Raw genomic sequence first — 22,221 nt, forward strand, 5'->3', positions numbered from 1 at the left:
GATGGGGACCATTGTTTGCAAGTCCTGCCTCTCAACCATTGATCATTTTGAAGATGAAAAAGTAACCGTTTTATATTCTGATTGTGGCTGCAACGAAGAAGAAGAATTGGACGACTAAGTCATATTCCCTTCTAATTTCAGTTTTTCATTCATTTATCATCATCACCTTTACTTTCACATAGAATGCCCGGCATATTTTATGCTGGCTTTTTTTTTGCCCATTTTTCTGCTATGTGTGGAAATTGCTTTGGCTGAAATGCTTTAACACAGTCTGCCGACCTAATTTTAAAAAGAAAACGTTTATGACTATGGTACGACCTAACGCTATTTACAAATTTCACTATACATTTTTCCCAGTCAAGCTAAGAGGTTAAGCTGATGGTGCCGGCGAATTTTAAATCAACGATACAATAGATGAGAGAAATGTAGACAGGAACGTCATTTTTCATCTGTTCAAACAGAAACGAACTGAAGTGAAAACGATCGATTGGAAAAATAGATTTCTTTAAGTATGGGAGTTTTTAAAGGGGGGTGTTTTTCAAAAAAACGGAAGGCATTTCACCTTCCGTTTTTGAACGCTGATCATTCAGAAAGGAAATGAATGGACTTTCACAATAGTCGTCATCCAATACCGAAATTTATCTTTTTCGGGGTCCATTGTCGCATAAAGCAGCTATCGTTTTGACGTTATTTACGAATTATTATGCTGCTGTCTAATTGGCGGCTGTGTAATAAATAGCCGTTTTTCGGTAAAGTGAAGGTCCATTTGAAACTGAGAAATTGAATCTAGCGTATAGCTTCGAATTCTTTGATGACTCTTAATGTTTTTAATTCCGGGTCTTCCGGGCCTTGGACAGGCAACCCCGCTTCCATGTTTTTTCGAATATAGGCTAAATTTTCTTCTGTAATAATTTCTCCGGGTATGAAAATAGGAATACCTGGAGGATAGACCATCACAAATTCAGCTATGATCCTACCGGCTGATTTTTCAAAAGGAATGATTTCTGTCTCCGCGTAAAAAGCATCCCTAGGGGTTAGGGCAAGATGGGGAATATCCGGCAGTAATACTTCTATATGCTTTTCTTCCGCATCATGTTGAAACGTTTCGGATAAATGTTTGAGCGCATTGACTAATATGGTTCCTTCTTTTTCTGTATCGCCGGGTGTAATGATGCAAAGGATGTTATATAAATCGGATAGCTCCACTTCAATTTGATAAACCTCACGAAGCCATTTTTCGGCATCATGTCCGGTGATTCCTAAATCTTTTACGGAAATAGTCAGTTTTGTCGGGTCGTAATCAAAAACAGCTTCTGAGTCGAGAATTTCTTCGCCTACACAATACAAATATGGAATTTCATTTATTTGTTTACGAATGTTTTCTGCTAATGCGATCGTTCGGTCTAAAAGTTCTTTTCCTTCGGTCGCAAGACGTTTCCGTGCGACATCCAATGAAGCGAGCAGCAAATAAGAAGTTGACGTTGTCGTCAACATGCTCATGATCGATTGGACTTTATTAACGGAGACTAAACCTTCCCGAATGTTTAAGATCGAGCTTTGTGTCAAAGAACCGCCTAATTTGTGGACGCTCGTAGCTGCAAGATCTGCCCCGGCTTGCATGGCCGAAATAGGTAAATCGTCATGAAAATGAATGTGGGCGCCATGGGCTTCATCCACTAAAACGGGAACGTTGTAAGAATGGGCAATCTCTACAATTTTCTTTAAGTCTCCGGAAACGCCGAAATAAGTAGGATTTATGACTAAAACCCCTTTAGCGTCTGGGTGTTGTTTTAACGCTTTTTCCACTGCATCGGCAGTAATACCGTGTGAAATACCGAGACGGCCATCAATTTCCGGGTGGATAAAGATCGGAACAGCACCGGAAAAAATGATAGCGGACATGATAGATTTATGAACGTTTCTAGGAATGATGATTTTATCGCCAGGTCCACAAACGCTCATGACCATTGCCATAATGGCGCCGCTTGTTCCTTGAACGGAAAAAAAGGAATAGTCTGCTCCGAATGCTTCGGCTGCCAACTTTTGCGCCTGATGAATCACGCCTTTTGGATTATGGAGGTCATCAAGTGGAGCAATATTAATCAAATCAATGGATAACGCATTTTCGCCGATAAATTCTCTGAATTTCGGATCCATTCCCGCTCCTTTCTTATGGCCGGGAATATGGAACTGTACAGGATTTTTTTTGGCATGCTGGACTAATGATGTAAACAATGGTGTATCAAACTGGGACAATTCAACAATCACCTCTTCATGTAAGCTAAAACAAATGAATTATAGCATGGGAGTTGGGATTTTCCTAGTTTTATTTGTAACCAATTGTGAAAAGAAAAAGGACTTTGAAGGGTCAAAGTAGAATAAATAAGAGTCGGGAGGGATTAACTTGAATTGGGAAACTCGTGTAACAAAATTGTTAGGGATTCAATACCCGATTATACAAGGCGGATTAGCCCATCTTGCCTATTCTGAACTGGCAGCCGCCGTTTCTAATGCTGGTGGATTAGGTCAAATTACGGCCATGTCGTTAGAAAAACCGGAAGATTTACGGGAGGAAATTCGGAAGGTAAGAGGATTAACTGATAAACCATTTGGAGTCAATTTTGCGATTGGGCAGCACAATCGTTCTTTTTCACATTTTTTGGAGGTCGCTGTAGAGGAAAAAGTGCCGGTCATCACCATGACAGGCGGCAATCCTGCTCCTATTTTCGATCAGCTTAAGGGAGTAGATGTGATTAAGCTGGTCTTAGTAGCGGCTGTACGACAGGCGCAGAAAGCGGAAGAACTTGGCGCCGATGCAGTTATGGTCGTCGGCCAAGAAGGTGGAGGGCATTTAGGAAAGAATGACATCGGAACATTCGTATTGACGCCAAAAGTAGTTGACAACGTCAGCATCCCGGTCATTGCGTCAGGTGGAATTGGCGATGGCAGAGGGCTTATGGCTGCTCTCAGTCTTGGAGCTGAAGGGATTGAAATGGGTACAAGGTTTATCGCGACAAAAGAATGCGTCCATGCCTCCGAATTATATAAGAACTATCTTATTCAAGGGACTGAAAATGACACAGTAGTGATTAAACGAACTTTAGGCGCGCCTGGAAGAGCCATTAAAAACAGCTGGACAGAAAAAATTTTAGAAATCGAAAAACAAAATGGGGGCTATGAACAGCTGAAAGATTACATAAGCGGTGAAGCCAATAAGCGTTTTATATATGAAGGAAAAGCGGATTCCGGCTTTGCTTGGGCCGGGCAAGTGATGGGATTGATCAAGGACGTTCCGTCTGTCAAAGAGTTAATAGAAAGAATGATTGGAGAGGCGGAGGACATTCGCCGAAAATGGGCATACTAAAGTTAGCAAAACAGAATAAGCAGGTGGAATAATATGAAGGAATATTCTTATCCGTTTTCATTTGATTGGTCCACTCAGGAAGTCATCGATGTGATCAAATTTTTTCGAGCTATTGAAGAAGCTTATGAGAAGGGAATTGAACGAGAAGAGCTGATGGCTGCTTATCGCCGCTTTAAAGAAATCGTTCCGAGCAAATCGGAAGAAAAAAAGCTTTGCAACGAATTTGAAGAATCGAGCGGCTATTCTTCTTATCACGTCGTCAAAAAAATGAAAGCTTTAAAACCGGGCGATAAGGTGTACATGGACCAAAAGTAGTCATAACAATAGGGCTAGGCGTCCATTCTACCGTTTTAGATCCTGCAACTTTGGTAGAAGGGGCTTAGCCCTTTGTAGTGATGTTAAACCTATCGATCATGAGGTGTTTGTCCATCTTAGGGGATTTGAAAGGAATCATTGAAAACTTTTGCGTGATGGGGTCTCCTTTTTTCTCGTCTGAAATAAACAGATTTACCGCAACATCATTATGTAAACCACGTTTTCTTATATCAGAATAAGCAATTTTTTTATTTTAGCTAAAGCCGAACAATCCTGTTTTCTACGGATGCGGCACACTATTTGTCGGTTGAAATCGCCGTTTGTCTGTATGCCAGTTTGTATAGAGGGATTAATTGTACAAAGACATCCTCAATCGTATTCAAAAGGTCTGTGCTGTTTAAACGTACGGCTTCATCTTTGGGAATATGCAAACCGCAAAGAGCTTCCGCTTTTTTGACGAATTGGAGTCTTTCAAACAATTGAACCAGTTGTTGGTCGGACAATTCGTTCGATTGGATGACATTTGGTTTCGTGTGATCATCGGACCATACAAAATGCGAAGGGATCCGTTTTCGAATCGCAGATACTTCATTTTGAAAAGAAGCGCCGATCTGATCTTTATTGGGAGCTTCATTTATGACAGCGAACCAGATAAATAAATGCGTTTCCCAAAGGCCGATTTGAAAATGAGGGAGTTTTTTGTATCCACGTTTACTTGAAGAAAAAGCAACCCATGTATCATTGGGCGGGTTGATGGTACGGCGGGCATGCTTTGCCACATGATAATGCATTTCATCTCCCGTTAAGGTGCTAAGCGTCGGTGCAAAGTATTTCCCTAAAAATTCGAGTTTTGGACGAACGAGTCTTTTGATCGCCTCCATTCGGGCATCCAAGCCAGGAATTTGAAATACTTGAAAATCTTCATTCGAAAAACCGGTAAAGTTCATCTTTGTCCCTCCTTAAAGATTGAACATATTTTATCATAAAGGGCTTTGAAAATTAAATTTTCTTTTAGGCAGCGAGACATTTTTGTTACAAGTTATCATACCATTTCATATGATGTACTAACCATAAGTTGATTTCGAGGGAGTGTTTCTTCAATGAAACATTTGGTGAATGACTCGAAGAAAAAGAAAACACAAGAAAAGTTGGCCGTCATTCGTATGGAATTGGATTATGAATTAGCCGTTTTGTTTGAAGCTATGGAGCAAAACGATAAAGAAAAGATGGACAATGTGAAAACAAAATTACACGCTTTGCGTGAAGAATTGGTGCGGTTAGAATCGTTGTTGTGAAAAAACAGGGAAGATAAAAAGAAAAGAAGGCGGACCCGAAACGAGAGTTTAAAGGTTTTTTTTTGTGAATTTCACAACCGACATTTTTCCTTTTAAAGGAGTGATAATTAAAAGAAATGAATGCTATGGAGTTCTGATTGAAAAAATAATTTTAAAGAAATGAAGATTGAAAGAGTGAGAGCAGCCGTCTAATATTTGGTAAGATAGAAATAACAAATGCATTTCCCAAGTGAAGATCAACGAAAGAGGAGATTGAAGAGGTGATTTGCATAGCAGGGATCTTTTGATATTCTAATCGCTTGCCATGAAGAAAAGATCGTTTTTCATAAATATCCATGATTAATGACAATGATGACAGATGTATCAGTTAGGAGGGATTAAGTTGGTATTTTACTCGAAAAAAGGACCCGTTAGTTCCATCCTGACATGGCTGTTAATCATTGGAAGTATCGCATTGCCGATAGCTGTCCACTTAGAGTTAGGTACTATAGCGGAGAATCTAACTGTTGCGGACAAAATTTTATTAACAGTCATCTGTAGCTTATTTACATTCTTTTTGCTTTCAGGATGGTTCCATACATTTTACATTTTAACTGACAAAGTCTTAAAAGTTAGAGGAGGAATTTTTAGTTGGACAATTCCTCTTGAAGAGATTGAAGTGATTACTGAGTCTAAAAATCCTCTAGCGGCACCAGCTCTATCACTTGATCGTTTACAAGTAGTGTACGGGAAATCGAAGTTCATCTTAATTTCTCCTAAAGACAAATCGTTATTTTTAAAACAAATAAAAAAAATGAGACCAGACATAATCATTGAAGTTAAACGGTTTTAGGTTATGTACAAATTTGCGTAAAGAAACCGTTTTACAGTTACATATTGATTGAAGAAGCCATAGAGAAGTATTAAAATGAGTGGAAGAAATAAGTATTAGAACCAATGACGAGCAAATGAAAAGAAACTACCCTGCAGAAAACAAGGTGGTTTTCGGTTTATACTTTACATAAGATTCTGTAGGCTTACAAGGCTTTTACAAAAGCTTCAACGGATTTTGTCACAGCAGCGGGACGGAATGACCTTTCTAAATGTTTGAAGATCTCATACGCCACATATACTCCAATAGGAACTCTTGGAGTTGTAACTATAAATTCTTTTGTTGATGGTAATTCCAGAACAACCTTCTTTGTCATCAATAAAACAAGCCTGCTGCTGTGGCCGGAGAACCGAATTTCCATGAGCTAATTTTGGATCCGTTTCGACAGTCTCGGAATCATCACAGTACTGTGCTGTGAAATTGGCCGGAGAGGCTTTTTAATTAAGTACATAATCGAACGTTGGCAATGAGAAGGATTATGAATTGCCTTCATTGACGCAATCGTATTTTTATCCGGTTTGGAGGAAATCGAGATGACGAATTGGAATGAAATAGATGCAAAGGTGAAACAATGGCTGCGGGAGGCAGGGGACAATATACGAAAATCGTTCACTGAAACATTGGATATTCAAACAAAATCAAATCCAAATGATTTAGTAACCAACATGGATAAAGCGACTGAACAATTTTTTATCGAAAAAATTAAACAAAACTATCCGGATCATTCGATATTGGGCGAGGAAGGGTTTGGCGATAAGCTTGAGTCATTGGATGGGGTCGTGTGGATTATTGATCCGATTGACGGGACCATGAATTTTATTTATCAGCAGCGTCATTTCGCTATATCCATCGGGATTTTCGAAAACGGAATCGGTCGATTGGGATACATTTATGATGTGGCACATGATGAGCTTTATTTTGCCGAAAAAGGGAAAGGAGCCTTTTTAAACGGCAAGCCGTTAAAAAAACTGGCTCCTGTTAAAGTGGAAGAAGCGATTATTGCTTTAAATTCTACTTGGCTGGTTCAAAATCGAAGAATGGATCCAAAGCCGCTCATTTCATTGGCCCAAACGGTGCGAGGAACGCGGTCTTACGGAACGGCAGCGTTGGAATTTGCTTATGTGGCAGCCGGTATATTAGATGGATATATCACGATGAGGCTTTCACCATGGGATTTTGCCGCCGGAAAAATTCTGGTGGAAGAAACAGGTGGAATTGTGACAAACTTAAAAGGGGAGCCGCTTAATTTGCTAGAGAATAACACGATATTTGTAGCAAAACCTGGTTTGCATACGGAAATTATGGAGCGATTCCTTCAAAATATTTAACGTAAACAAAAATTCGCTAAAAGTGCTTGCCATCCAGCACTTTTAGCGGTCACGTTTACAGTCTGCCTTCTTCTCTTCTTTTTCGTTTTAATTTAAAGCCCGTTCCCATGATGGCGAATAATAAAATAATACAAATGATGATGCCGGCCAAGCTTTGTTCTGCGATGAATATGCCAATGCCAATGATGCTGGCGGCTGCTGCAACTGCAAAAAATAAGAAAATCCATTGAATGTTTTTCATCACCAGTTAAGCCTCCTTCTCTCTCATATTTTACATAACTCTTTTTCAATTTTCTACATTCTGTGATATAATTGATGGGTTAATGGAAAAACTTTTATTTCAACGTGCAAACAGACAATGCAAATTGCTGTGGTAATAGAAAGGAAGTATTACTTTGAATAGAAGGGAAAATATACGCAACATTGCTATCATTGCCCACGTAGACCACGGGAAAACAACATTGGTGGACCAATTGCTTCGCCAATCGGGAATTTTCCGATCCAATGAGCATGTGGAAGAGCGGGCGATGGACTCGAATGATTTGGAAAGAGAACGCGGTATTACCATTTTGGCAAAAAATACGGCTGTTCAATACAAAGATGTAAAGATCAATATTTTGGATACTCCTGGCCATGCTGACTTTGGAGGAGAAGTAGAACGTATTATGAAAATGGTCGATGGGGTACTGCTTGTGGTCGATGCCTACGAAGGTTGTATGCCGCAAACCCGATTTGTCTTGAAAAAAGCATTGGAACAAAATTTAACTCCTATCGTTGTAGTGAATAAAATCGACAGAGAATTCGCTCGTCCCGAAGAAGTAGTGGATGAAGTGCTTGAACTGTTTATCGAGTTGGATGCCAATGACGATCAACTTGAATTTCCTGTCATTTATGCTTCTGCCATTAACGGGACGGCAAGCACAACTCCAGACAAACAAGGAGAAAACATGCAGCCGCTGTTTGACGCGATCGTCGAGCATATCCCGGCTCCTGTAGATAATCGTAATGAACCGCTGCAATTTCAAGTGGCTCTGCTTGACTATAATGAATATGTAGGCCGGATTGGGATTGGACGTATTTTTAGAGGTTCCATGAAAGTAGGGCAACAAGTCGCTTTAATGAAACTGGACGGTACGGTGAAATCATTCCGTGTTACTAAAATGTTCGGCTTTTTCGGATTGAAAAGAGTGGAAATTGAAGAAGCGTATGCAGGCGATTTGGTGGCGGTATCGGGAATGGAAGATATCAACGTAGGAGAGACGGTATGTCCTATCGATCATCAGGAAGCATTGCCGCCATTACGAATTGATGAACCGACGCTGCAAATGACGTTTCTTGTCAACAACAGTCCGTTTGCTGGCCGAGAAGGCAAGTATGTGACTGCCAGAAAAATCGAAGAGCGCTTAATGGAACAATTGCAGACCGATGTCAGCTTGCGGGTGGAAAGCACGGATTCTCCCGATGCGTGGATAGTGTCTGGACGCGGGGAACTTCATTTGTCTATTTTAATTGAAAATATGCGTCGTGAAGGTTATGAGCTGCAAGTTTCAAAACCGGAAGTCATTATCAAAGAAATTGATGGCGTCAAATGTGAACCGGTGGAAAGAGTGCAAATCGACATTCCTGAAGAGCATACTGGCGCTGTAATTGAATCTCTCGGATCCCGAAAAGGCGAAATGCTCGATATGATCAATAACGGAAATGGTCAAGTACGATTGATTTTTATGGTTCCTGCCAGAGGATTAATTGGGTATACAACCGAATTTATGACATTGACGAAAGGTTACGGAATTTTAAATCATACCTTTGACAGCTACCAGCCAATGCAGCCTGGAAGAGTAGGAGGTCGCCGACAAGGAGTTCTTGTTTCAATGGAAACGGGGACGGCCACACCGTATGGAATCGGCCAGGTGGAAGACCGAGGCACTATTTTTGTGGAACCGGGAACAGAAATTTATGAAGGAATGATCGTCGGAGAGCATACTAGAGAAAATGATCTTGCTGTTAATATCACAAAAGTGAAGCATGCAACCAATGTCCGTTCAGCCACGAAAGATCAAACGACCGTTTTGAAAAAGCCAAGAATTCTTTCTTTGGAAGAGGCTTTGGAATATTTGAATGAAGATGAGTATTGTGAAGTAACGCCTGAATCGATTCGATTACGTAAAAAAATCTTGAATAAAAATGAACGGGAAAAATTGGAGAGAAAGAAAAAGTATTCAGATACACGCTCTTAAGGGGGAAAACACGTGGCAGGAATGGAACATGTCAGCCCGCTTTTGGCCCTCTTGATCCAGCTTGTGGGGGTGAAGGGGGCTGTCTGGTTGTACTTCGTGATCATCATTGTGTTATCCATCCTTGTGTATAATCTCGGGTTCGCCAGAAAGCTTTCTTTTGGGAAAAATATCGTGATTTATGTTCTCATGATCATGGGCTCTTTTATTTTGTTGATATTATCCTATCAGTTGCCTGTTGTGGAAAGTCTTTTTGTCGCAGCCATTGTATTAGGCATTTACCGAATCCGTCGAAACAAGAAAGAAGCAGAAAGTGAATGATGCGATTTTCCGTTGGTTATCGAAAATAATAGATTGTGTGTCATTGCAATTGGGCGTCAGGCAGACATTGTCAAATCAAAATAAAAAAGAAGTTCCTGTATTCGGAACTTCTTTTTTATTTTGTGCCATTCATAGACTATGAATGGTTGCTCATTTTTCCTGATCGGTATAAACGGAATTTCCCGGTGGCGATTCTTGCTTTTGTTCGTTCTGTAATCCGATCATGACACTCTTGGCACATATAGGTGTGGATCGGACGGTTCCTTAGCCGTTTTGCTAACACAGAATCGTCATCCAAATGGTCAACGCGGTCGCATAAAATGCATTTTACCCTCAAATTCAACACCTCATTACCAAATCAACTGTTCTTAAGTATACATTTTTTTTAAGTAAAAGGTAAGGGCCAAGAGTGGATGTCTGCGACCACTTTTTCTCATCATGTTTACGTCGACACTGATGCTTTATCTTATGATCATGCTGTAATGAAGACTTAGCCCTTTTTCCAACACTTTAAATAAATAAACCGTTGTTTTGAATCTACATCCGTTCATACCGATCTTTTAAAATAAACCAAAATTTTTATAAAAGGCCTGTCGTGATCGACACTTTCAATTCCGAAAAAGTTTACATGCTTGCTTATGATCGCCTCAGAAGAATCGCTTTTTCCAAAAAATGATCGCCGTAAAGCAAGAAAGAAAAGCGGAAATCATAATGGCAATTGTAAAGGCATGTGGATAATGCTGGAATGGTATGGAGACGTTCATTCCAAAAAAGCTGGCTACCATTGTAGGCAACGATAAGATAATGGTGATGGAGGTTAAAAACTTCATCACAATATTGAGATTGTTCGAAATGACAGAGGCGAAAGCGTCCATCATTCCGCTAAGGATAGAAGTGTATGTTTCCGCCATTTCAATCGCTTGTTTATTCTCGATGATCACATCTTCGAGAAGTTCTTGGTCGTCCTCATACATTTTTAAAAAATTCCCATTTAACAATTTTTGCATAACAAGATTATTGGACTTTAACGAAGTGGTGAAATAAACTAGGCTTTTTTGCAAATCCAACAACGTATATAATTCTTGGTTTTTCATCGATTGATGCAATTCGGCTTCAACTGAATCCGTTTTTTTATTAATTTGTTTTAAATACAATAAATAATAAGTGGAAATTTTATATAGCATTTGGAGACAAAATCTTGTCTTTTTGTAAGTATAAAATTCTTTTACTTTGTTTTGAATAAAATCATCGAAAACGGAATTTTCTTTTAAACAAACCGTTACAAAACATTTTTCCGTGACGATGATTCCCATTGGGATCGTTTCATAAAAAGGTTTCTGTTTAGAATGATTGAAACTCTTCAGCGGAATATCAATGATCATCAGCAATTGATTGCGATGCTTTTCAATTCTGGATCTCTCTTCTTCATCCAAAGCATCCTTAATAAAATCCAAAGGAATTTCAAGTCTTTGGACGACATTTTGAATTTCTTCCTCTGTTGGAGAGACTAATTTTATCCAACAGCCATTTTTTATTTCGTTTATTTCAATAAGGTTTCCATGTTCGCTTGTGTAATAAATATTCATCATAATGCTTTCTTCCTCCCTCAGTTTGATTGAGGAAGTCAGAAACCATCCCAATTTAAGGATTGATAACTTTTATGAGTAATCAATCGTACATAGAGGGGCTGGTTTATGGCTTCCTCGGTTTTCGGTGGGTCCGGTTCATTGGAATTTTGACTACCCATAAAAGCTCAACTCCTTTTTAAATAATTGAACCCCCCTCACGAATAGATGAGGGGGGAACGTTCAAGAACCTTTTTCCCCCTAGTTTAGCTTTAGCACTATACAACGTAGAGAGTCATGCTCTCAGCCACATTGGGTTAAGCCTTAATCCGACCAAACCTGTTCTACCCAATGGCATCTTTCGATGTTTCTGGGCAGTGGCTTTTGTTTGTATAGGAGCCTCGCCTAACGAGGAAATTCATTTAATCTGTTTCGATTATAAATCTAATTATCAAGAAGTCAAGAATGTTTATTTAAAAGTGTTCAAATATTTTATGGCTGCGAGTTTTATATAAATAAAAATAGAGTCGCATCTCTTTATGATCAATATAAATTCATGATCATCACGAGGAAAAATGGTGCCCACGTCATGGAACAATAAGTCCGTGAGGGTTATGGTATTCAAAATGAAATCTTATTTTTTCAAGAGGATTTTTAAAAAGAAAAGGGAATTAAATAGATAGAGTCAACGAACGTTTTATTCAATTAAAAAGCCATTTTGAGTATGACTTTACTTCACTTCAACGATGTTTATGTGTTTTTTTTCAGCAAAAAAATCAACTCCTTGGAAGAAGAAAAGAAGGAGCCGATTTTTAGTTTATATTTAGTTTGATGATGTGTCAAAAAAAAGATCTACATCTTTGAATGCGGTGATCTCATTTGATGAAAGAAAGTATATTCGTTATGGATGAGAAGGTCTCTTTTGGAAAGTAAGACACTTTGGTCGGTGTTCGTTTGGAATAGAGACCCTTTTCAACTTTGTTTAAACTATGTTTGGAAAAATGGACTGTCATCATGTGAATTCGTTTGGATGAAAACATTCTCCTTTGTGTCAGCGGTTTTTCATTTGATTCGATTGATCTTGCTGTTCTTTTTCCAACTTGTGGTCCTGTCGATCAGGTAAATTCCTTTTTGGATGTTCGGTTGCCCGGTCGGGGTTTTTTTGTTCCACAATTTGATTCGGAATTTCAGGCATGACTCTGCCGACAATATCGGATAATTCCTCCATAATCCCTTGAACCGGTCGACCGTTTCGAATATCCGTTTGGATTTCTTTTAGACGAGCGTTCATGTCGGGATCCGCTACTACAACCGCTCTGGATCCGTATGGATCGTGTTTTAAACTTTCAGCTACCGAATATTTGATGGAACCAACCTGTGATCTGTCAATATTAGGATTGACATCTATTCCTACAACAGCATAGGGGCCGAGAACAACCGCTCGGGCGTTTTCAACATTTGGTACGCTGTCCGCTAAATTAGCTAAGTGATTCGCTTTTCTTTGCCCACTTTCTCTGTCCAGCGGACGGGGATTGCTGTTTTTCACTTGCGTGAGTGGCGCGTTTTGATTTGGATTTGGATTTGGACGATTTGCGTTTTCGGCTATATTTCTGTTTCCGGAACAAGAGGCCAATAATAGAACGGCTAAAAGGAATAGCCAAGTTTTCAATGGATTTCACCTCAAATCTTTCTGATCTTTTTCGTTCTGTTTTTATTTTGCAGGGATCTTCCAACTTTATTCAAAAGACTGTGATTTTTTGAAAAGGAAGTCCAATTTTCTGAACTGAAGCAAGAAATTCTTCATATAATAGTAACAAACTAAAACGACTGAATTAGCGGGGGTTTATCTCGACATTCTTGAATTTTTTACGTATTAGGGATATGAATGTCGATCTTAAAATCGGCTAAAGCCTACATCAGGTTTTGAGTTGATGCTTCATGAATCGCGTTGTTGCAGTCGTTTGAAGTCAAAGAGGAGGATGTTGCGACTCTGTAGCTGCAGCCGCCAGAAAACTGCAGTTGCGAAATTTGCGGCAATCAAAGCTGTATCAAGAAAATGGAGCAGGAGGCATGGATTTGGGGAAAATTTATGTTTTAGATACCAATGTCTTGTTGCAAGATCCATACGCCATTTTTTCATTTGAAGACAATGAAGTGGTGATACCGGCTGTTGTCCTCGAAGAACTGGATTCGAAAAAAAGGAATATGGATGAAATTGGAAGAAACGCAAGACAAGTATCGAAATTAATTGATGGGTTACGACAATCTGGAAAGCTCCATGAAAAAATTCGCCTTCCAAACCGCGGAACGCTCAGAATTGAATTAAATCATCGTTCATTTCAGCAACTTCAAGAAATCTTTGTGGAAAAAACGAATGATAATCGAATTTTGGCCGTAGCCAAAAATTTATCACTTGAAGAGGCAGCAAAAGAAAATGGGCGCCCGGTTATATTAGTCAGCAAAGATATTTTAGTCCGTGTAAAAGCTGATGTGATCGGGTTGCAGGCAGAAGATTTTCTGAATGACAGAGTGATTGAGTTCAATGATCTTTATACGGGGTTTTTAGAGTGTTATATCTCCAACGAAGCTTTAAACCAATTTTATGTAAAAGGCGAACTTTCTCTTTCAGAATTAACCCAGCATCCATTTTATCCACATCAATTTCTCATCTTAAAAGATGCGTTGGGAAGTTCCCAATCGGCTATTGGCATAGTGGCTGAAGACGGAAAACATGTAAGGAAACTTAAATACAATCAAGAGCCGGTTTGGGGAATTCGGCCTAGAAATGTACAGCAAATAATGGGATTGGAACTTTTGCTAAGGCAAGATATTCCGCTCGTCACGCTGGTGGGAAAAGCAGGAACAGGGAAAACGTTGCTGGCGCTGGCTGCCGGATTATTGCAGACAGAAGATATGGATTTGTATAAAAAGATGCTCGTTGCAAGACCGATTGTCCCTATGGGGAAAGATATCGGCTATTTGCCTGGCGAGAAACAGGAAAAACTAAGACCGTGGACACAGTCGATATTCGATAATTTAGAATTTTTATTCAATACCAAAAAACCGGGGGAAATTGACAATATTCTGGCAGGAATGAACTCCATTGAAGTAGAAGCACTGACGTATATAAGAGGCAGAAGTATTCCAGAACAGTTTATTATTATCGATGAAGCGCAAAATTTAACCAAACATGAAGCCAAAACCATATTAACGAGAGTTGGAGAACGAAGCAAAATAGTTCTAATGGGGGATACCGCCCAGATTGATCACCCCTATTTAGACGAATATAACAATGGTTTAACCTATGTTGTTGAAAAATTTAAAGATCAAAAAGTGGCCGGACATATTAAATTAATGAAAGGAGAGCGCTCTGACCTTGCACAATTAGCGGCGGATATTTTATAAAAAGCGTTCGCCATCCATTCTTCGTCCGCGACTTTTGTCTTTCGAGCTCCAAACGTTTTGAAAAAAATAACATCTTTCGGTTGGAAAAGCTTAGCAGCGGCATATGTTAGAAAAGGACGGCTATCATAGGCCGCTGCTCATTTGTTGTAAAAATACTAGAATTTCAGCCGTTGTAAAGGTGTATGGGCATACAACGGAGTACTGCGCGGATCGGCGTGTATCGTTCCCTTTTGCTGTCCAGCCGGATTGTACTGAAAAAATGTTTGTTAGAGAAAAAGAACAGCCGTTTATTCTACGCGAAGTGCTCTGACATGTTTGATCGGGTTTTTCTTATTGGAACCGTCTCCAAAATAGATGTGCACAGGACCGTCTTCACGTAATGGCTTGCCGTTTTTGGAAAAACAAAGGATTAAGTCATAAGCTTTTTCCAATGGAACAGCTTCTTCGCCTTCAGCTGTTTCGATGACCAAAGTGGTTGCATCTTTTTCCGGTTCGGCATTTTTTAAAAATGGGGCCAGCTTGATACCGAATGTTCCCGTTAATAATTTTTCCTTTTCAAATTTTTTTTCGGTTTTAATAGTAGGCGGAGAGACGGCGCCTTCACGAATTTCCCGTTCCCAATATTTCGACACTTTTTTCGTATAATCTTCTTCCGTTTCTTCTGTTTGCTGATCTTCTTGATCAAAATATGTATTTAAATCAATGCGTCGATCATCGAAAATCCATACACCGGCATCCATCGTAACCGGATATTTCACTTTTCCTTTAAATGGAATGATCGTGTTCATACCATGTTCCTCCTTTTCTTTTTCAACTTAAGTATATCCTTTCAAAGAAGTCTTGTCACATTCTTTTAAAGCTCCTATTATAGAGTAGGGGAAAAGAGAAATAGGAGCATTGAACATCCCGGAAAAGAGCAACCTCCTTCCTTTCCCTTGCAAAAAACGAATTTTAACGATAAAATTTCATAATAAGTGATGAATCGCTCGGAAACGGGGGGATTGTAATGGCGTCGGAAACGACTTTGGATCACCGGGAAAAGGCCTACTCACTTTTGAAAGCAGACGCAGAGAAAATTTTGCGTTTAATAAAAGTACAAATGGATAACTTAACGATGCCCCAATGCCCTCTTTATGAGGAAGTGTTGGATACTCAAATGTTTGGCTTATCCCGTGAAATAGATTTTGCAGTTCGATTAGGATTGGTGAATGAAGCAGACGGCAAAAAGCTGCTTGATTCTTTGGAAAAAGAGCTGTCTGCCATTCATGAAGCGATCTCAAAGGAATAAACATGAGTAAGAACTCAAACATTACGAAGTGTATTTGTTTGAGTTTTTTTGTAGATACAAGCAGGAAATTTCAATATCATGTCGAATTTGTGAACAATACATAATAGAATGGAAGAGTAGTATGTTTAAGAAAATCTTGAAATCTTTTGATTACAGCTTAATAATAGTTTATATCATACTCAGCCTGTTTGGATTGGTGATGGTTTACAGCGCTAGTTCTGTCACTGCAGTCCAACGGTATGGCGTTCCAAGCGACTATTTTTATTCCAAACAAAAATTGCATATTATGGTTGCTTTTCTGCTGTTTGCTATTATGGCTTTTTTTCCTTATAAAGCCTTAAAAAATAGCAAGTTTTTATTCTCTATGATTGCCACCATTACAGCGGGGCTTATCCTTATATTTTTTTTCGGGCATGTTTCCAATAACGCGCAAAGCTGGTTTCGAGTGGGGTCAAACAGCCTTCAGCCCGCTGAGTTTGCCAAGCTTGCTGTCATTATCTATATGTCAGCTGTATATGCCAAAAAGCAGAAATACATCAACTCTTTTGACAAGGGTGTCATACCACCAATTATATTATTGATCTTTATTTGCTTGTTGATTGCTTTACAGCCTGACTTTGGAACGGCATTCATTATCTTTATGATCGGCGCAACGGTCATTTTGACGTCAGGAATGAAATTTAAGAATATCGGTAAATTGATCCTTCTGGGTCTGGTGATTAGCCTTCTTTTATCACCTGTTGTTTTGTTGAAAAAAGACAAGATTTTTACTCCTGAAAAAATGGGGCGTGTGGAAGGTTTTCTAGATCCGTTTAAACAGAAAAGTGACCAAGGGTACCAATTAGTTAACTCTTATTTGGCTATCGGATCGGGAGGAATTAAGGGGCTTGGTTTGGGACAAAGCGTTCAAAAATTAGGTTATTTGCCGGAGCCCCATACCGATTTTATAATGGCGGTTATCGCTGAAGAATTAGGGCTTGCCGGAGTAGTGATTGTATTGGGAGGGATTGCCTTTCTGGTATTGAGAGGAATTTATACTGGCATACAGTGCCGCGACCCTTTTGGATCCATGTTGGCAGTTGGCATTTCCAGCATGATTGCCATTCAATCTTTTATTAATCTCGGTGGTATTTTAGGATTGATTCCTATTACTGGGGTACCCCTTCCTTTTATCAGCTATGGAGGCTCCTCCCTCATTTTGCTGGCCCTATCGATGGGTATATTGGCCAATATTTCCATGTTTAACTATTATGAGAAACACTTTAAGAAATAAGGCTAGAATAATGTGGCTTATTACGCGTGAAAGCGGTTCACGCGCCTTTTGTTACATAGAAAAGGTTGTCCTGCACAAAAGAATAGGGGGTGATCGGTCCTTTCATTAGTGCAGGGCAATAATAAGCCAAATTCAGCAAAATGGTTGCATGGTTCTGACCATGGAGATTCTTGTCAAAACCGATCAGCCATTTTGTTACAGGTTTCATAAGACGATATATATAAATATTTTGATTGCATTGGGGGAGAGAAATGATGAAAAAGATTGAGAAAGTGCTTGTCGCCAATAGGGGTGAAATTGCCATTCGCGTCTTTCGGGCATGCACAGAATTAAATATTCGAACGGTGGCCATCTATTCAAAAGAAGACTCCGGTTCTTACCATCGTTATAAAGCGGATGAAGCTTATTTAGTCGGTGAAGGAAAAAAGCCGATAGACGCTTATTTAGATATAGAAGGGATACTGGAAATTGCGAAGAACGCAGAAGTGGATGCCATTCATCCAGGCTACGGTTTTTTATCTGAAAATATTGAATTTGCAAGAAGATGCGAAGAAGAAGGAATTATTTTCATAGGTCCGCGGACCGAACATTTGGATATGTTTGGCGACAAAGTAAAAGCCAGAAAACAAGCGCAGCGAGCAGGAATTCCTGTTATTCCAGGAAGCGATGGACCTGTTTCCGGCTATGAAGAGATTGAAGCGTTTGGGGAAAAATATGGTTACCCGATCATCATTAAAGCAGCATTAGGCGGCGGCGGACGCGGTATGCGAATTGTTCATAGCAGTGAAGAAGTGAAAGAAGCTTACGAACGAGCTGCGTCGGAAGCGAAAGCCGCATTTGGCAGCAGTGAAGTCTATGTTGAAAAATTTGTCCAAAATCCGAAACATATCGAAGTCCAAATTCTTGGAGATAAAGAAGGAAATATCATTCATCTGTATGAACGCGATTGCTCCGTACAGCGCCGGCATCAGAAAGTAGTCGAAGTGGCTCCTTGCGTTTCTTTATCGGATGAACTTCGCGAAAAAATTTGTGAAGCAGCTGTGCAGTTAATGAAAAACGTTCAATACGAAAATGCAGGTACGGTCGAATTTTTAGTTTCGGGCGAAAATTTTTACTTTATTGAAGTAAACCCGCGCATTCAAGTAGAACATACCATCACTGAACTGATCACGGGCATCGATATTGTACAAACCCAAATTATGATTGCGAAAGGGTACTCGTTACATAGTGAAAAAATAGGGATTCCAAAACAAGAAAACATTCATCTTAATGGATATGCCATTCAATCACGTGTGACAACAGAAGATCCAACGAACAATTTTATGCCGGATACAGGAAAAATCATGGCTTATCGATCCGGTGGAGGGTTTGGAGTACGATTAGATGCAGGAAATGGGTTTCAAGGAGCAGTCATTACACCTTATTACGACTCGCTATTAGTGAAAGTGTCTACTTGGGCTCTAACATTTGAGCAAGCGGCTGCAAAAATGGTTCGAAACCTTCAAGAATTCAGAATTCGCGGAATCAAAACAAATATTCCATTTTTGGAAAATGTCATGAAACACGAAAAATTTCTGTCAGGGAATTACGACACGTCTTTTTTAGATACAACACCTGAATTATTTATTTTTCCAAAAAGAAAAGACCGTGGCACCAAAATGTTAAACTACATCGGAACGATCACCGTCAACGGATTCCCGGGCATTGAAAAAAAGAAAAAACCGGTATTTGACAAACCTCGGATCCCTAAAATTAAGCATTACGAGGAAATACAGTCAGGGACAAAACAAATTCTGGACAAAGAAGGGCCGGACGGACTTGTCAAATGGGTGAAAAATCAAAAGAATTTGTTGTTGACAGATACCACTTTCCGCGATGCTCATCAATCGCTTTTGGCAACTCGGGTAAGAACGAATGACCTTGTTCGCATTGCCGAACCAACAGCACGACTGCTCCCTAATTTGTTTTCATTGGAAATGTGGGGAGGAGCTACCTTTGATGTCGCCTATCGGTTTTTGAAAGAAGACCCGTGGGATCGATTGCTGCAATTGAGGAAAGAAATTCCCAATATTTTATTTCAAATGCTGTTAAGAGCATCGAATGCAGTCGGTTATAAAAATTATCCTGACAATGTCATCCGTGAATTTGTAGCAAAATCTGCAGATGCAGGAATTGATGTTTTCCGAATTTTTGATAGCCTCAACTGGGTTAAAGGGATGGAAGTAGCCATTGATGCAGTTCGACAATCCGGGAAAATTGCGGAAGCAGCCATATGTTATACGGGGGATATAGATGATCCGACTCGAACGAAGTACGATATTCAATATTACAAACATCTTGCTAAAGAGCTTGAAAATCAAGGCGCTCACATTCTCGGCATTAAAGATATGGCCGGCTTATTAAAACCGCAATCCGCTTACAGATTAATTTCTGAATTGAAGGAAACGGTGGATATTCCCATTCATTTGCATACGCATGATACGAGCGGAAACGGCATTTATATGTACGCCAAGGCAACAGAAGCAGGAGTCGATATTGTGGATGTAGCGCTCAGTTCTATGGCTGGTTTGACATCACAGCCAAGCGCGAATACCTTATACTATGCGCTAAAAGGGACGGAAAGAGAACCCGTTGTGAATGTGGAAGGGCTTGAACAACTTTCCCGATATTGGGAAGACGTACGCAAATATTACAAAGACTTCGAAAGCGGCATGGTGGCGCCGCATACAGAAGTTTACCAGCACGAAATGCCCGGAGGCCAGTACAGCAACCTTCAACAACAAGCAAAAGCAGTTGGTCTTGGAGATCGCTGGGATGAAGTGAAAGAAATGTACCATCGGGTTAATATGATGTTTGGCGATATTGTGAAAGTGACTCCTTCTTCGAAAGTAGTGGGAGATATGGCTTTATTTATGGTGCAAAATGATCTTTCGGAAGAAGATGTGTTGGAAAAGGGTGAAACGATCGATTTCCCTGATTCTGTTGTTGAATTTTTCCAAGGATATCTCGGACAGCCATATGGAGGATTTCCTGAAAAACTGCAAAAAGTCATCTTAAAAGAGAAAGAACCCATTACCGTCAGACCTGGTGAATTGCTCGAAAGCGTCGATTTCAAAGCTTTAAGGGATGAACTATTCCATGAACTTGGACGCCAAGTAACCGCTCATGAAGTGATAGCCTACGCATTATATCCAAAAGTATTTTTGGATTATATTCAAGCTGTGGAAAAATATGGCGACCTATCTGTTCTCGATACACCGACTTTCCTTTACGGTATGAGATTAGGAGAAGAAATTGAAGTAGAAATTGAAAGAGGTAAAACGTTGATTGTCAAGCTGGTATCCATCGGCCAAGCCCAAGCAGACGGCACCAGAATTGTCTATTTTGAATTGAATGGCCAGCCTCGTGAAGTGGTCATCAAAGATGAAAGCATTAAATCAACAGTCGCTACAAGAGTAAAAGCAGACTTGAAAAATAAAAACCATATCGCTGCAACGATGCCGGGTACGGTGATGAAAGTTATTGTTTCGAAAGGGGAAAAAGTTAAAAAAGGCGACCATTTAATGATAACGGAAGCAATGAAAATGGAAACGACGGTTCAAGCTCCTTTTTCCGGCGTTGTGAAAGATATTTATGTAAAAAGCGGCGATGCCATTTCAACAGGTGATTTACTGATTGAGCTGCAAAAATAAGAAATAAAAAAACAGCGAAACATTTTAAATCTTAAGGAAAATGGGTGTGCTTCTTTTTTGAATGATTCATCCATGACAAAAAGGCGGCAAACGAAATGGTTTGCCGCCTTTTTTATGTCGTTTCATTATGAAATAGTTGTTGGACGAGTAGTGGACATTTTTTCTTTTGCCGGTGATATACCTGGTTCTTTCACGTTGCTTCTTAATACTAACAATACTAAGTAACATAAAAGAGCAAATAAACAAGAAATAAATAAGGCATGCAAGAGCGCAATATAGAGATTTAAACGGGTATAAATACTTAAAGCGCCAGTAAACACTTGTAAGATCATCAAACTTAACGCAATGATTGAACCCCAATAAATCACCCGCTGATTCTTATAATGTTTTACTGCGATATACGTAATATAAGCAATCCACACGAAGAAGGCAGCAGCAGCGAGACGGTGCCCCATTTGTATCCATTCGTGCATATTGGCAGGAAGTGCGGGCTGCGAATTCACGCATAAGGGCCAATCTTTGCAAATGAGACTGGCGTTTGTGTGCCGGACAAGCGCTCCAGTGTACACAACGATGTAGCTGTATATGGTCACTCCGATAATATTCCACTTCATTTTTTTGCTGATTGTCAAAGTAGCGGCATCAAACTTTTTATCTACTTCAAATATCAATAATGTCAGCAAAAATATGGCTGCAAAAGAGATTAATGAAATACCGAAATGGAGTGCGAGAACGAAAGAAGACTGTCCCCAAACGACGGCGGCGGCACCAATTAATGCCTGCAGCACTAAGAACAAAACGGACATTATAACTAAAAATTTTGTTTCTCGCACATGGCCGATGGCGATCCAAGACCAAATCGATAAAGCCACTACAAAGATTGAGACTCCACCAGTAACAAATCTATGAGCCAACTCTATCACTGTGGCAACCGTAATGTGATCAGGTATCACCTGTCCCTTACACAGTGGCCATGAATGTCCGCATCCCATCCCGGAATGTGTTTTGGTTACCAGAGCTCCTCCTATTAGCACGAAAAGCATACCGAGCGAAGAAAGAACAGCCAACCATTTTAATCCTCGATGCAATGTTATTCACCTTCTTAAATCAGTATTAAAATGTTGTTTTGATGTTTATCACTGTAACGATCATACAGAACAATGAAAGAAAAAACAATGATTAAGGAAACTATCAAACTTTTTTGACCAAAAATCATGTGAAAATTTTCGCATTTTCGCATCATGATGGATCAAGAGGTATAGCTATTATT

The 22,221-nt window shown here is 39.7% G+C and carries 20 protein-coding genes and 1 riboswitch; of the genes, 12 read left to right on the top strand and 8 right to left on the bottom strand.

What is annotated here, in order from left to right:
• Window position 1 precedes the first annotated feature (1 nt).
• Window positions 2-118, top strand: coding sequence for a GapA-binding peptide SR1P (locus BSM4216_RS05820; RefSeq protein ID WP_048623066.1), 117 nt, complete (start codon window positions 2-4; stop codon window positions 116-118).
• Between the two features lie 668 nt (window positions 119-786).
• Here the strand turns inward: BSM4216_RS05820 and BSM4216_RS05825 are convergent.
• Complete coding sequence (locus BSM4216_RS05825; protein WP_048623067.1) at window positions 787-2,256, bottom strand: aminotransferase class I/II-fold pyridoxal phosphate-dependent enzyme; 1,470 nt, start codon at window positions 2,254-2,256, stop codon at window positions 787-789.
• A 148-nt stretch (window positions 2,257-2,404) separates the two neighbouring features.
• Between BSM4216_RS05825 and BSM4216_RS05830 the strand changes: the two genes are divergently transcribed.
• Window positions 2,405-3,364, top strand: a complete 960-nt coding sequence (locus BSM4216_RS05830) for an NAD(P)H-dependent flavin oxidoreductase (protein ID WP_048623068.1) — start codon at window positions 2,405-2,407, stop codon at window positions 3,362-3,364.
• Window positions 3,365-3,397: 33 nt separating this feature from the next.
• Window positions 3,398-3,679, top strand: a complete 282-nt coding sequence (locus BSM4216_RS05835) for a UPF0223 family protein (RefSeq protein WP_003354417.1) — start codon at window positions 3,398-3,400, stop codon at window positions 3,677-3,679.
• A gap of 296 nt (window positions 3,680-3,975) precedes the next feature.
• Here BSM4216_RS05835 and BSM4216_RS05840 read toward each other — a convergent pair whose 3' ends face one another.
• The gene (locus BSM4216_RS05840) at window positions 3,976-4,626 is read right to left on the bottom strand and encodes a YktB family protein (protein WP_048623069.1); all 651 of its coding nucleotides are present in this window, start codon (window positions 4,624-4,626) and stop codon (window positions 3,976-3,978) included.
• Window positions 4,627-4,779: 153 nt separating this feature from the next.
• Here BSM4216_RS05840 and BSM4216_RS05845 point away from each other — a divergent pair, with 153 nt between their 5' ends.
• The 3 genes from BSM4216_RS05845 (at window position 4,780) to BSM4216_RS05855 (ending at window position 7,173) form a co-directional block, all read left to right on the top strand.
• Window positions 4,780-4,974, top strand: a complete 195-nt coding sequence (locus tag BSM4216_RS05845) for a hypothetical protein (protein ID WP_003354419.1) — start codon at window positions 4,780-4,782, stop codon at window positions 4,972-4,974.
• A gap of 382 nt (window positions 4,975-5,356) precedes the next feature.
• On the top strand, window positions 5,357-5,806 hold the full coding sequence (locus BSM4216_RS05850) for a PH domain-containing protein (protein WP_048623070.1): 450 nt from the start codon (window positions 5,357-5,359) through the stop codon (window positions 5,804-5,806).
• Between the two features lie 572 nt (window positions 5,807-6,378).
• Entirely contained in the window at window positions 6,379-7,173 is a 795-nt protein-coding gene (locus tag BSM4216_RS05855; RefSeq protein WP_003354422.1) for an inositol monophosphatase family protein, read from the top strand.
• A gap of 55 nt (window positions 7,174-7,228) precedes the next feature.
• Here the strand turns inward: BSM4216_RS05855 and BSM4216_RS05860 are convergent, their stop codons facing one another.
• A complete protein-coding gene (locus BSM4216_RS05860) occupies window positions 7,229-7,414 on the bottom strand; it encodes a YlaF family protein (RefSeq protein ID WP_003354423.1) in 186 nt (61 codons plus the stop codon).
• 154 nt (window positions 7,415-7,568) lie between these two features.
• Between BSM4216_RS05860 and typA the strand changes: the two genes are divergently transcribed.
• On the top strand, window positions 7,569-9,410 hold the full coding sequence (gene typA / locus BSM4216_RS05865) for a translational GTPase TypA (RefSeq protein ID WP_003354424.1): 1,842 nt from the start codon (window positions 7,569-7,571) through the stop codon (window positions 9,408-9,410).
• A gap of 21 nt (window positions 9,411-9,431) precedes the next feature.
• A complete protein-coding gene (locus BSM4216_RS05870; RefSeq protein ID WP_040341542.1) occupies window positions 9,432-9,728 on the top strand; it encodes a YlaH-like family protein in 297 nt (98 codons plus the stop codon).
• A gap of 136 nt (window positions 9,729-9,864) precedes the next feature.
• On the opposite strand, the gene BSM4216_RS16210 is transcribed toward BSM4216_RS05870, so the two are convergent.
• The 3 genes from BSM4216_RS16210 to BSM4216_RS05880 all read right to left on the bottom strand — a co-directional run bounded on the left by BSM4216_RS16210 (window position 9,865) and on the right by BSM4216_RS05880 (window position 12,962).
• Window positions 9,865-10,065, bottom strand: coding sequence for a YlaI family protein (locus tag BSM4216_RS16210; protein ID WP_081473078.1), 201 nt, complete (start codon window positions 10,063-10,065; stop codon window positions 9,865-9,867).
• 310 nt (window positions 10,066-10,375) lie between these two features.
• Entirely contained in the window at window positions 10,376-11,317 is a 942-nt protein-coding gene (locus BSM4216_RS05875; protein WP_003354429.1) for a magnesium transporter CorA family protein, read from the bottom strand.
• A gap of 227 nt (window positions 11,318-11,544) precedes the next feature.
• A riboswitch (M-box (ykoK) riboswitch) is annotated at window positions 11,545-11,713 on the bottom strand.
• A gap of 631 nt (window positions 11,714-12,344) precedes the next feature.
• Entirely contained in the window at window positions 12,345-12,962 is a 618-nt protein-coding gene (locus tag BSM4216_RS05880) for a YhcN/YlaJ family sporulation lipoprotein (RefSeq protein ID WP_048623071.1), read from the bottom strand.
• Between the two features lie 407 nt (window positions 12,963-13,369).
• Between BSM4216_RS05880 and BSM4216_RS05885 the strand changes: the two genes are divergently transcribed.
• Complete coding sequence (locus tag BSM4216_RS05885) at window positions 13,370-14,698, top strand: PhoH family protein (RefSeq protein ID WP_040341485.1); 1,329 nt, start codon at window positions 13,370-13,372, stop codon at window positions 14,696-14,698.
• Window positions 14,699-14,985: 287 nt separating this feature from the next.
• On the opposite strand, the gene BSM4216_RS05890 is transcribed toward BSM4216_RS05885, so the two are convergent.
• Window positions 14,986-15,486, bottom strand: coding sequence for a molybdopterin-binding protein (locus BSM4216_RS05890; protein ID WP_048623072.1), 501 nt, complete (start codon window positions 15,484-15,486; stop codon window positions 14,986-14,988).
• A 218-nt stretch (window positions 15,487-15,704) separates the two neighbouring features.
• On the opposite strand from BSM4216_RS05890, the gene BSM4216_RS05895 reads away from it, so the two are divergent.
• The 3 genes from BSM4216_RS05895 to pyc all read left to right on the top strand — a co-directional run bounded on the left by BSM4216_RS05895 (window position 15,705) and on the right by pyc (window position 20,951).
• Complete coding sequence (locus BSM4216_RS05895; RefSeq protein ID WP_048623073.1) at window positions 15,705-15,986, top strand: Fpa/YlaN family protein; 282 nt, start codon at window positions 15,705-15,707, stop codon at window positions 15,984-15,986.
• Window positions 15,987-16,107: 121 nt separating this feature from the next.
• Complete coding sequence (locus BSM4216_RS05900; RefSeq protein ID WP_048623074.1) at window positions 16,108-17,259, top strand: FtsW/RodA/SpoVE family cell cycle protein; 1,152 nt, start codon at window positions 16,108-16,110, stop codon at window positions 17,257-17,259.
• Window positions 17,260-17,513: 254 nt separating this feature from the next.
• Complete coding sequence (gene pyc / locus BSM4216_RS05905) at window positions 17,514-20,951, top strand: pyruvate carboxylase (RefSeq protein ID WP_174521025.1); 3,438 nt, start codon at window positions 17,514-17,516, stop codon at window positions 20,949-20,951.
• A 125-nt stretch (window positions 20,952-21,076) separates the two neighbouring features.
• Here pyc and BSM4216_RS05910 read toward each other — a convergent pair whose 3' ends face one another.
• On the bottom strand, window positions 21,077-22,039 hold the full coding sequence (locus BSM4216_RS05910) for a COX15/CtaA family protein (protein ID WP_048623076.1): 963 nt from the start codon (window positions 22,037-22,039) through the stop codon (window positions 21,077-21,079).
• Window positions 22,040-22,221: the final 182 nt, after the last annotated feature.

The organism is Bacillus smithii (assembly GCF_001050115.1).
In the GTDB taxonomy this organism is placed as follows: domain Bacteria; phylum Bacillota; class Bacilli; order Bacillales; family DSM-4216; genus Bacillus_O; species Bacillus_O smithii.

What these genes read in the sequence shown, in the direction of transcription:
- BSM4216_RS05820 (WP_048623066.1), top strand. Translation starts at nt 2, where the DNA reads ATGGGGACCATTGTTTGCAAGTCCTGCCTCTCAACCATTGATCATTTT.
- BSM4216_RS05835 (WP_003354417.1), top strand. Translation starts at nt 3,398, where the DNA reads ATGAAGGAATATTCTTATCCGTTTTCATTTGATTGGTCCACTCAGGAA.
- BSM4216_RS05840 (WP_048623069.1), bottom strand. Translation starts at nt 4,626, where the DNA reads ATGAACTTTACCGGTTTTTCGAATGAAGATTTTCAAGTATTTCAAATT.
- BSM4216_RS05845 (WP_003354419.1), top strand. Translation starts at nt 4,780, where the DNA reads ATGAAACATTTGGTGAATGACTCGAAGAAAAAGAAAACACAAGAAAAG.
- BSM4216_RS05855 (WP_003354422.1), top strand. Translation starts at nt 6,379, where the DNA reads ATGACGAATTGGAATGAAATAGATGCAAAGGTGAAACAATGGCTGCGG.
- BSM4216_RS05860 (WP_003354423.1), bottom strand. Translation starts at nt 7,414, where the DNA reads ATGAAAAACATTCAATGGATTTTCTTATTTTTTGCAGTTGCAGCAGCC.
- BSM4216_RS05870 (WP_040341542.1), top strand. Translation starts at nt 9,432, where the DNA reads ATGGAACATGTCAGCCCGCTTTTGGCCCTCTTGATCCAGCTTGTGGGG.
- BSM4216_RS05875 (WP_003354429.1), bottom strand. Translation starts at nt 11,317, where the DNA reads ATGATGAATATTTATTACACAAGCGAACATGGAAACCTTATTGAAATA.
- BSM4216_RS05890 (WP_048623072.1), bottom strand. Translation starts at nt 15,486, where the DNA reads ATGAACACGATCATTCCATTTAAAGGAAAAGTGAAATATCCGGTTACG.
- BSM4216_RS05895 (WP_048623073.1), top strand. Translation starts at nt 15,705, where the DNA reads ATGGCGTCGGAAACGACTTTGGATCACCGGGAAAAGGCCTACTCACTT.
- BSM4216_RS05900 (WP_048623074.1), top strand. Translation starts at nt 16,108, where the DNA reads ATGTTTAAGAAAATCTTGAAATCTTTTGATTACAGCTTAATAATAGTT.
- pyc (WP_174521025.1), top strand. Translation starts at nt 17,514, where the DNA reads ATGAAAAAGATTGAGAAAGTGCTTGTCGCCAATAGGGGTGAAATTGCC.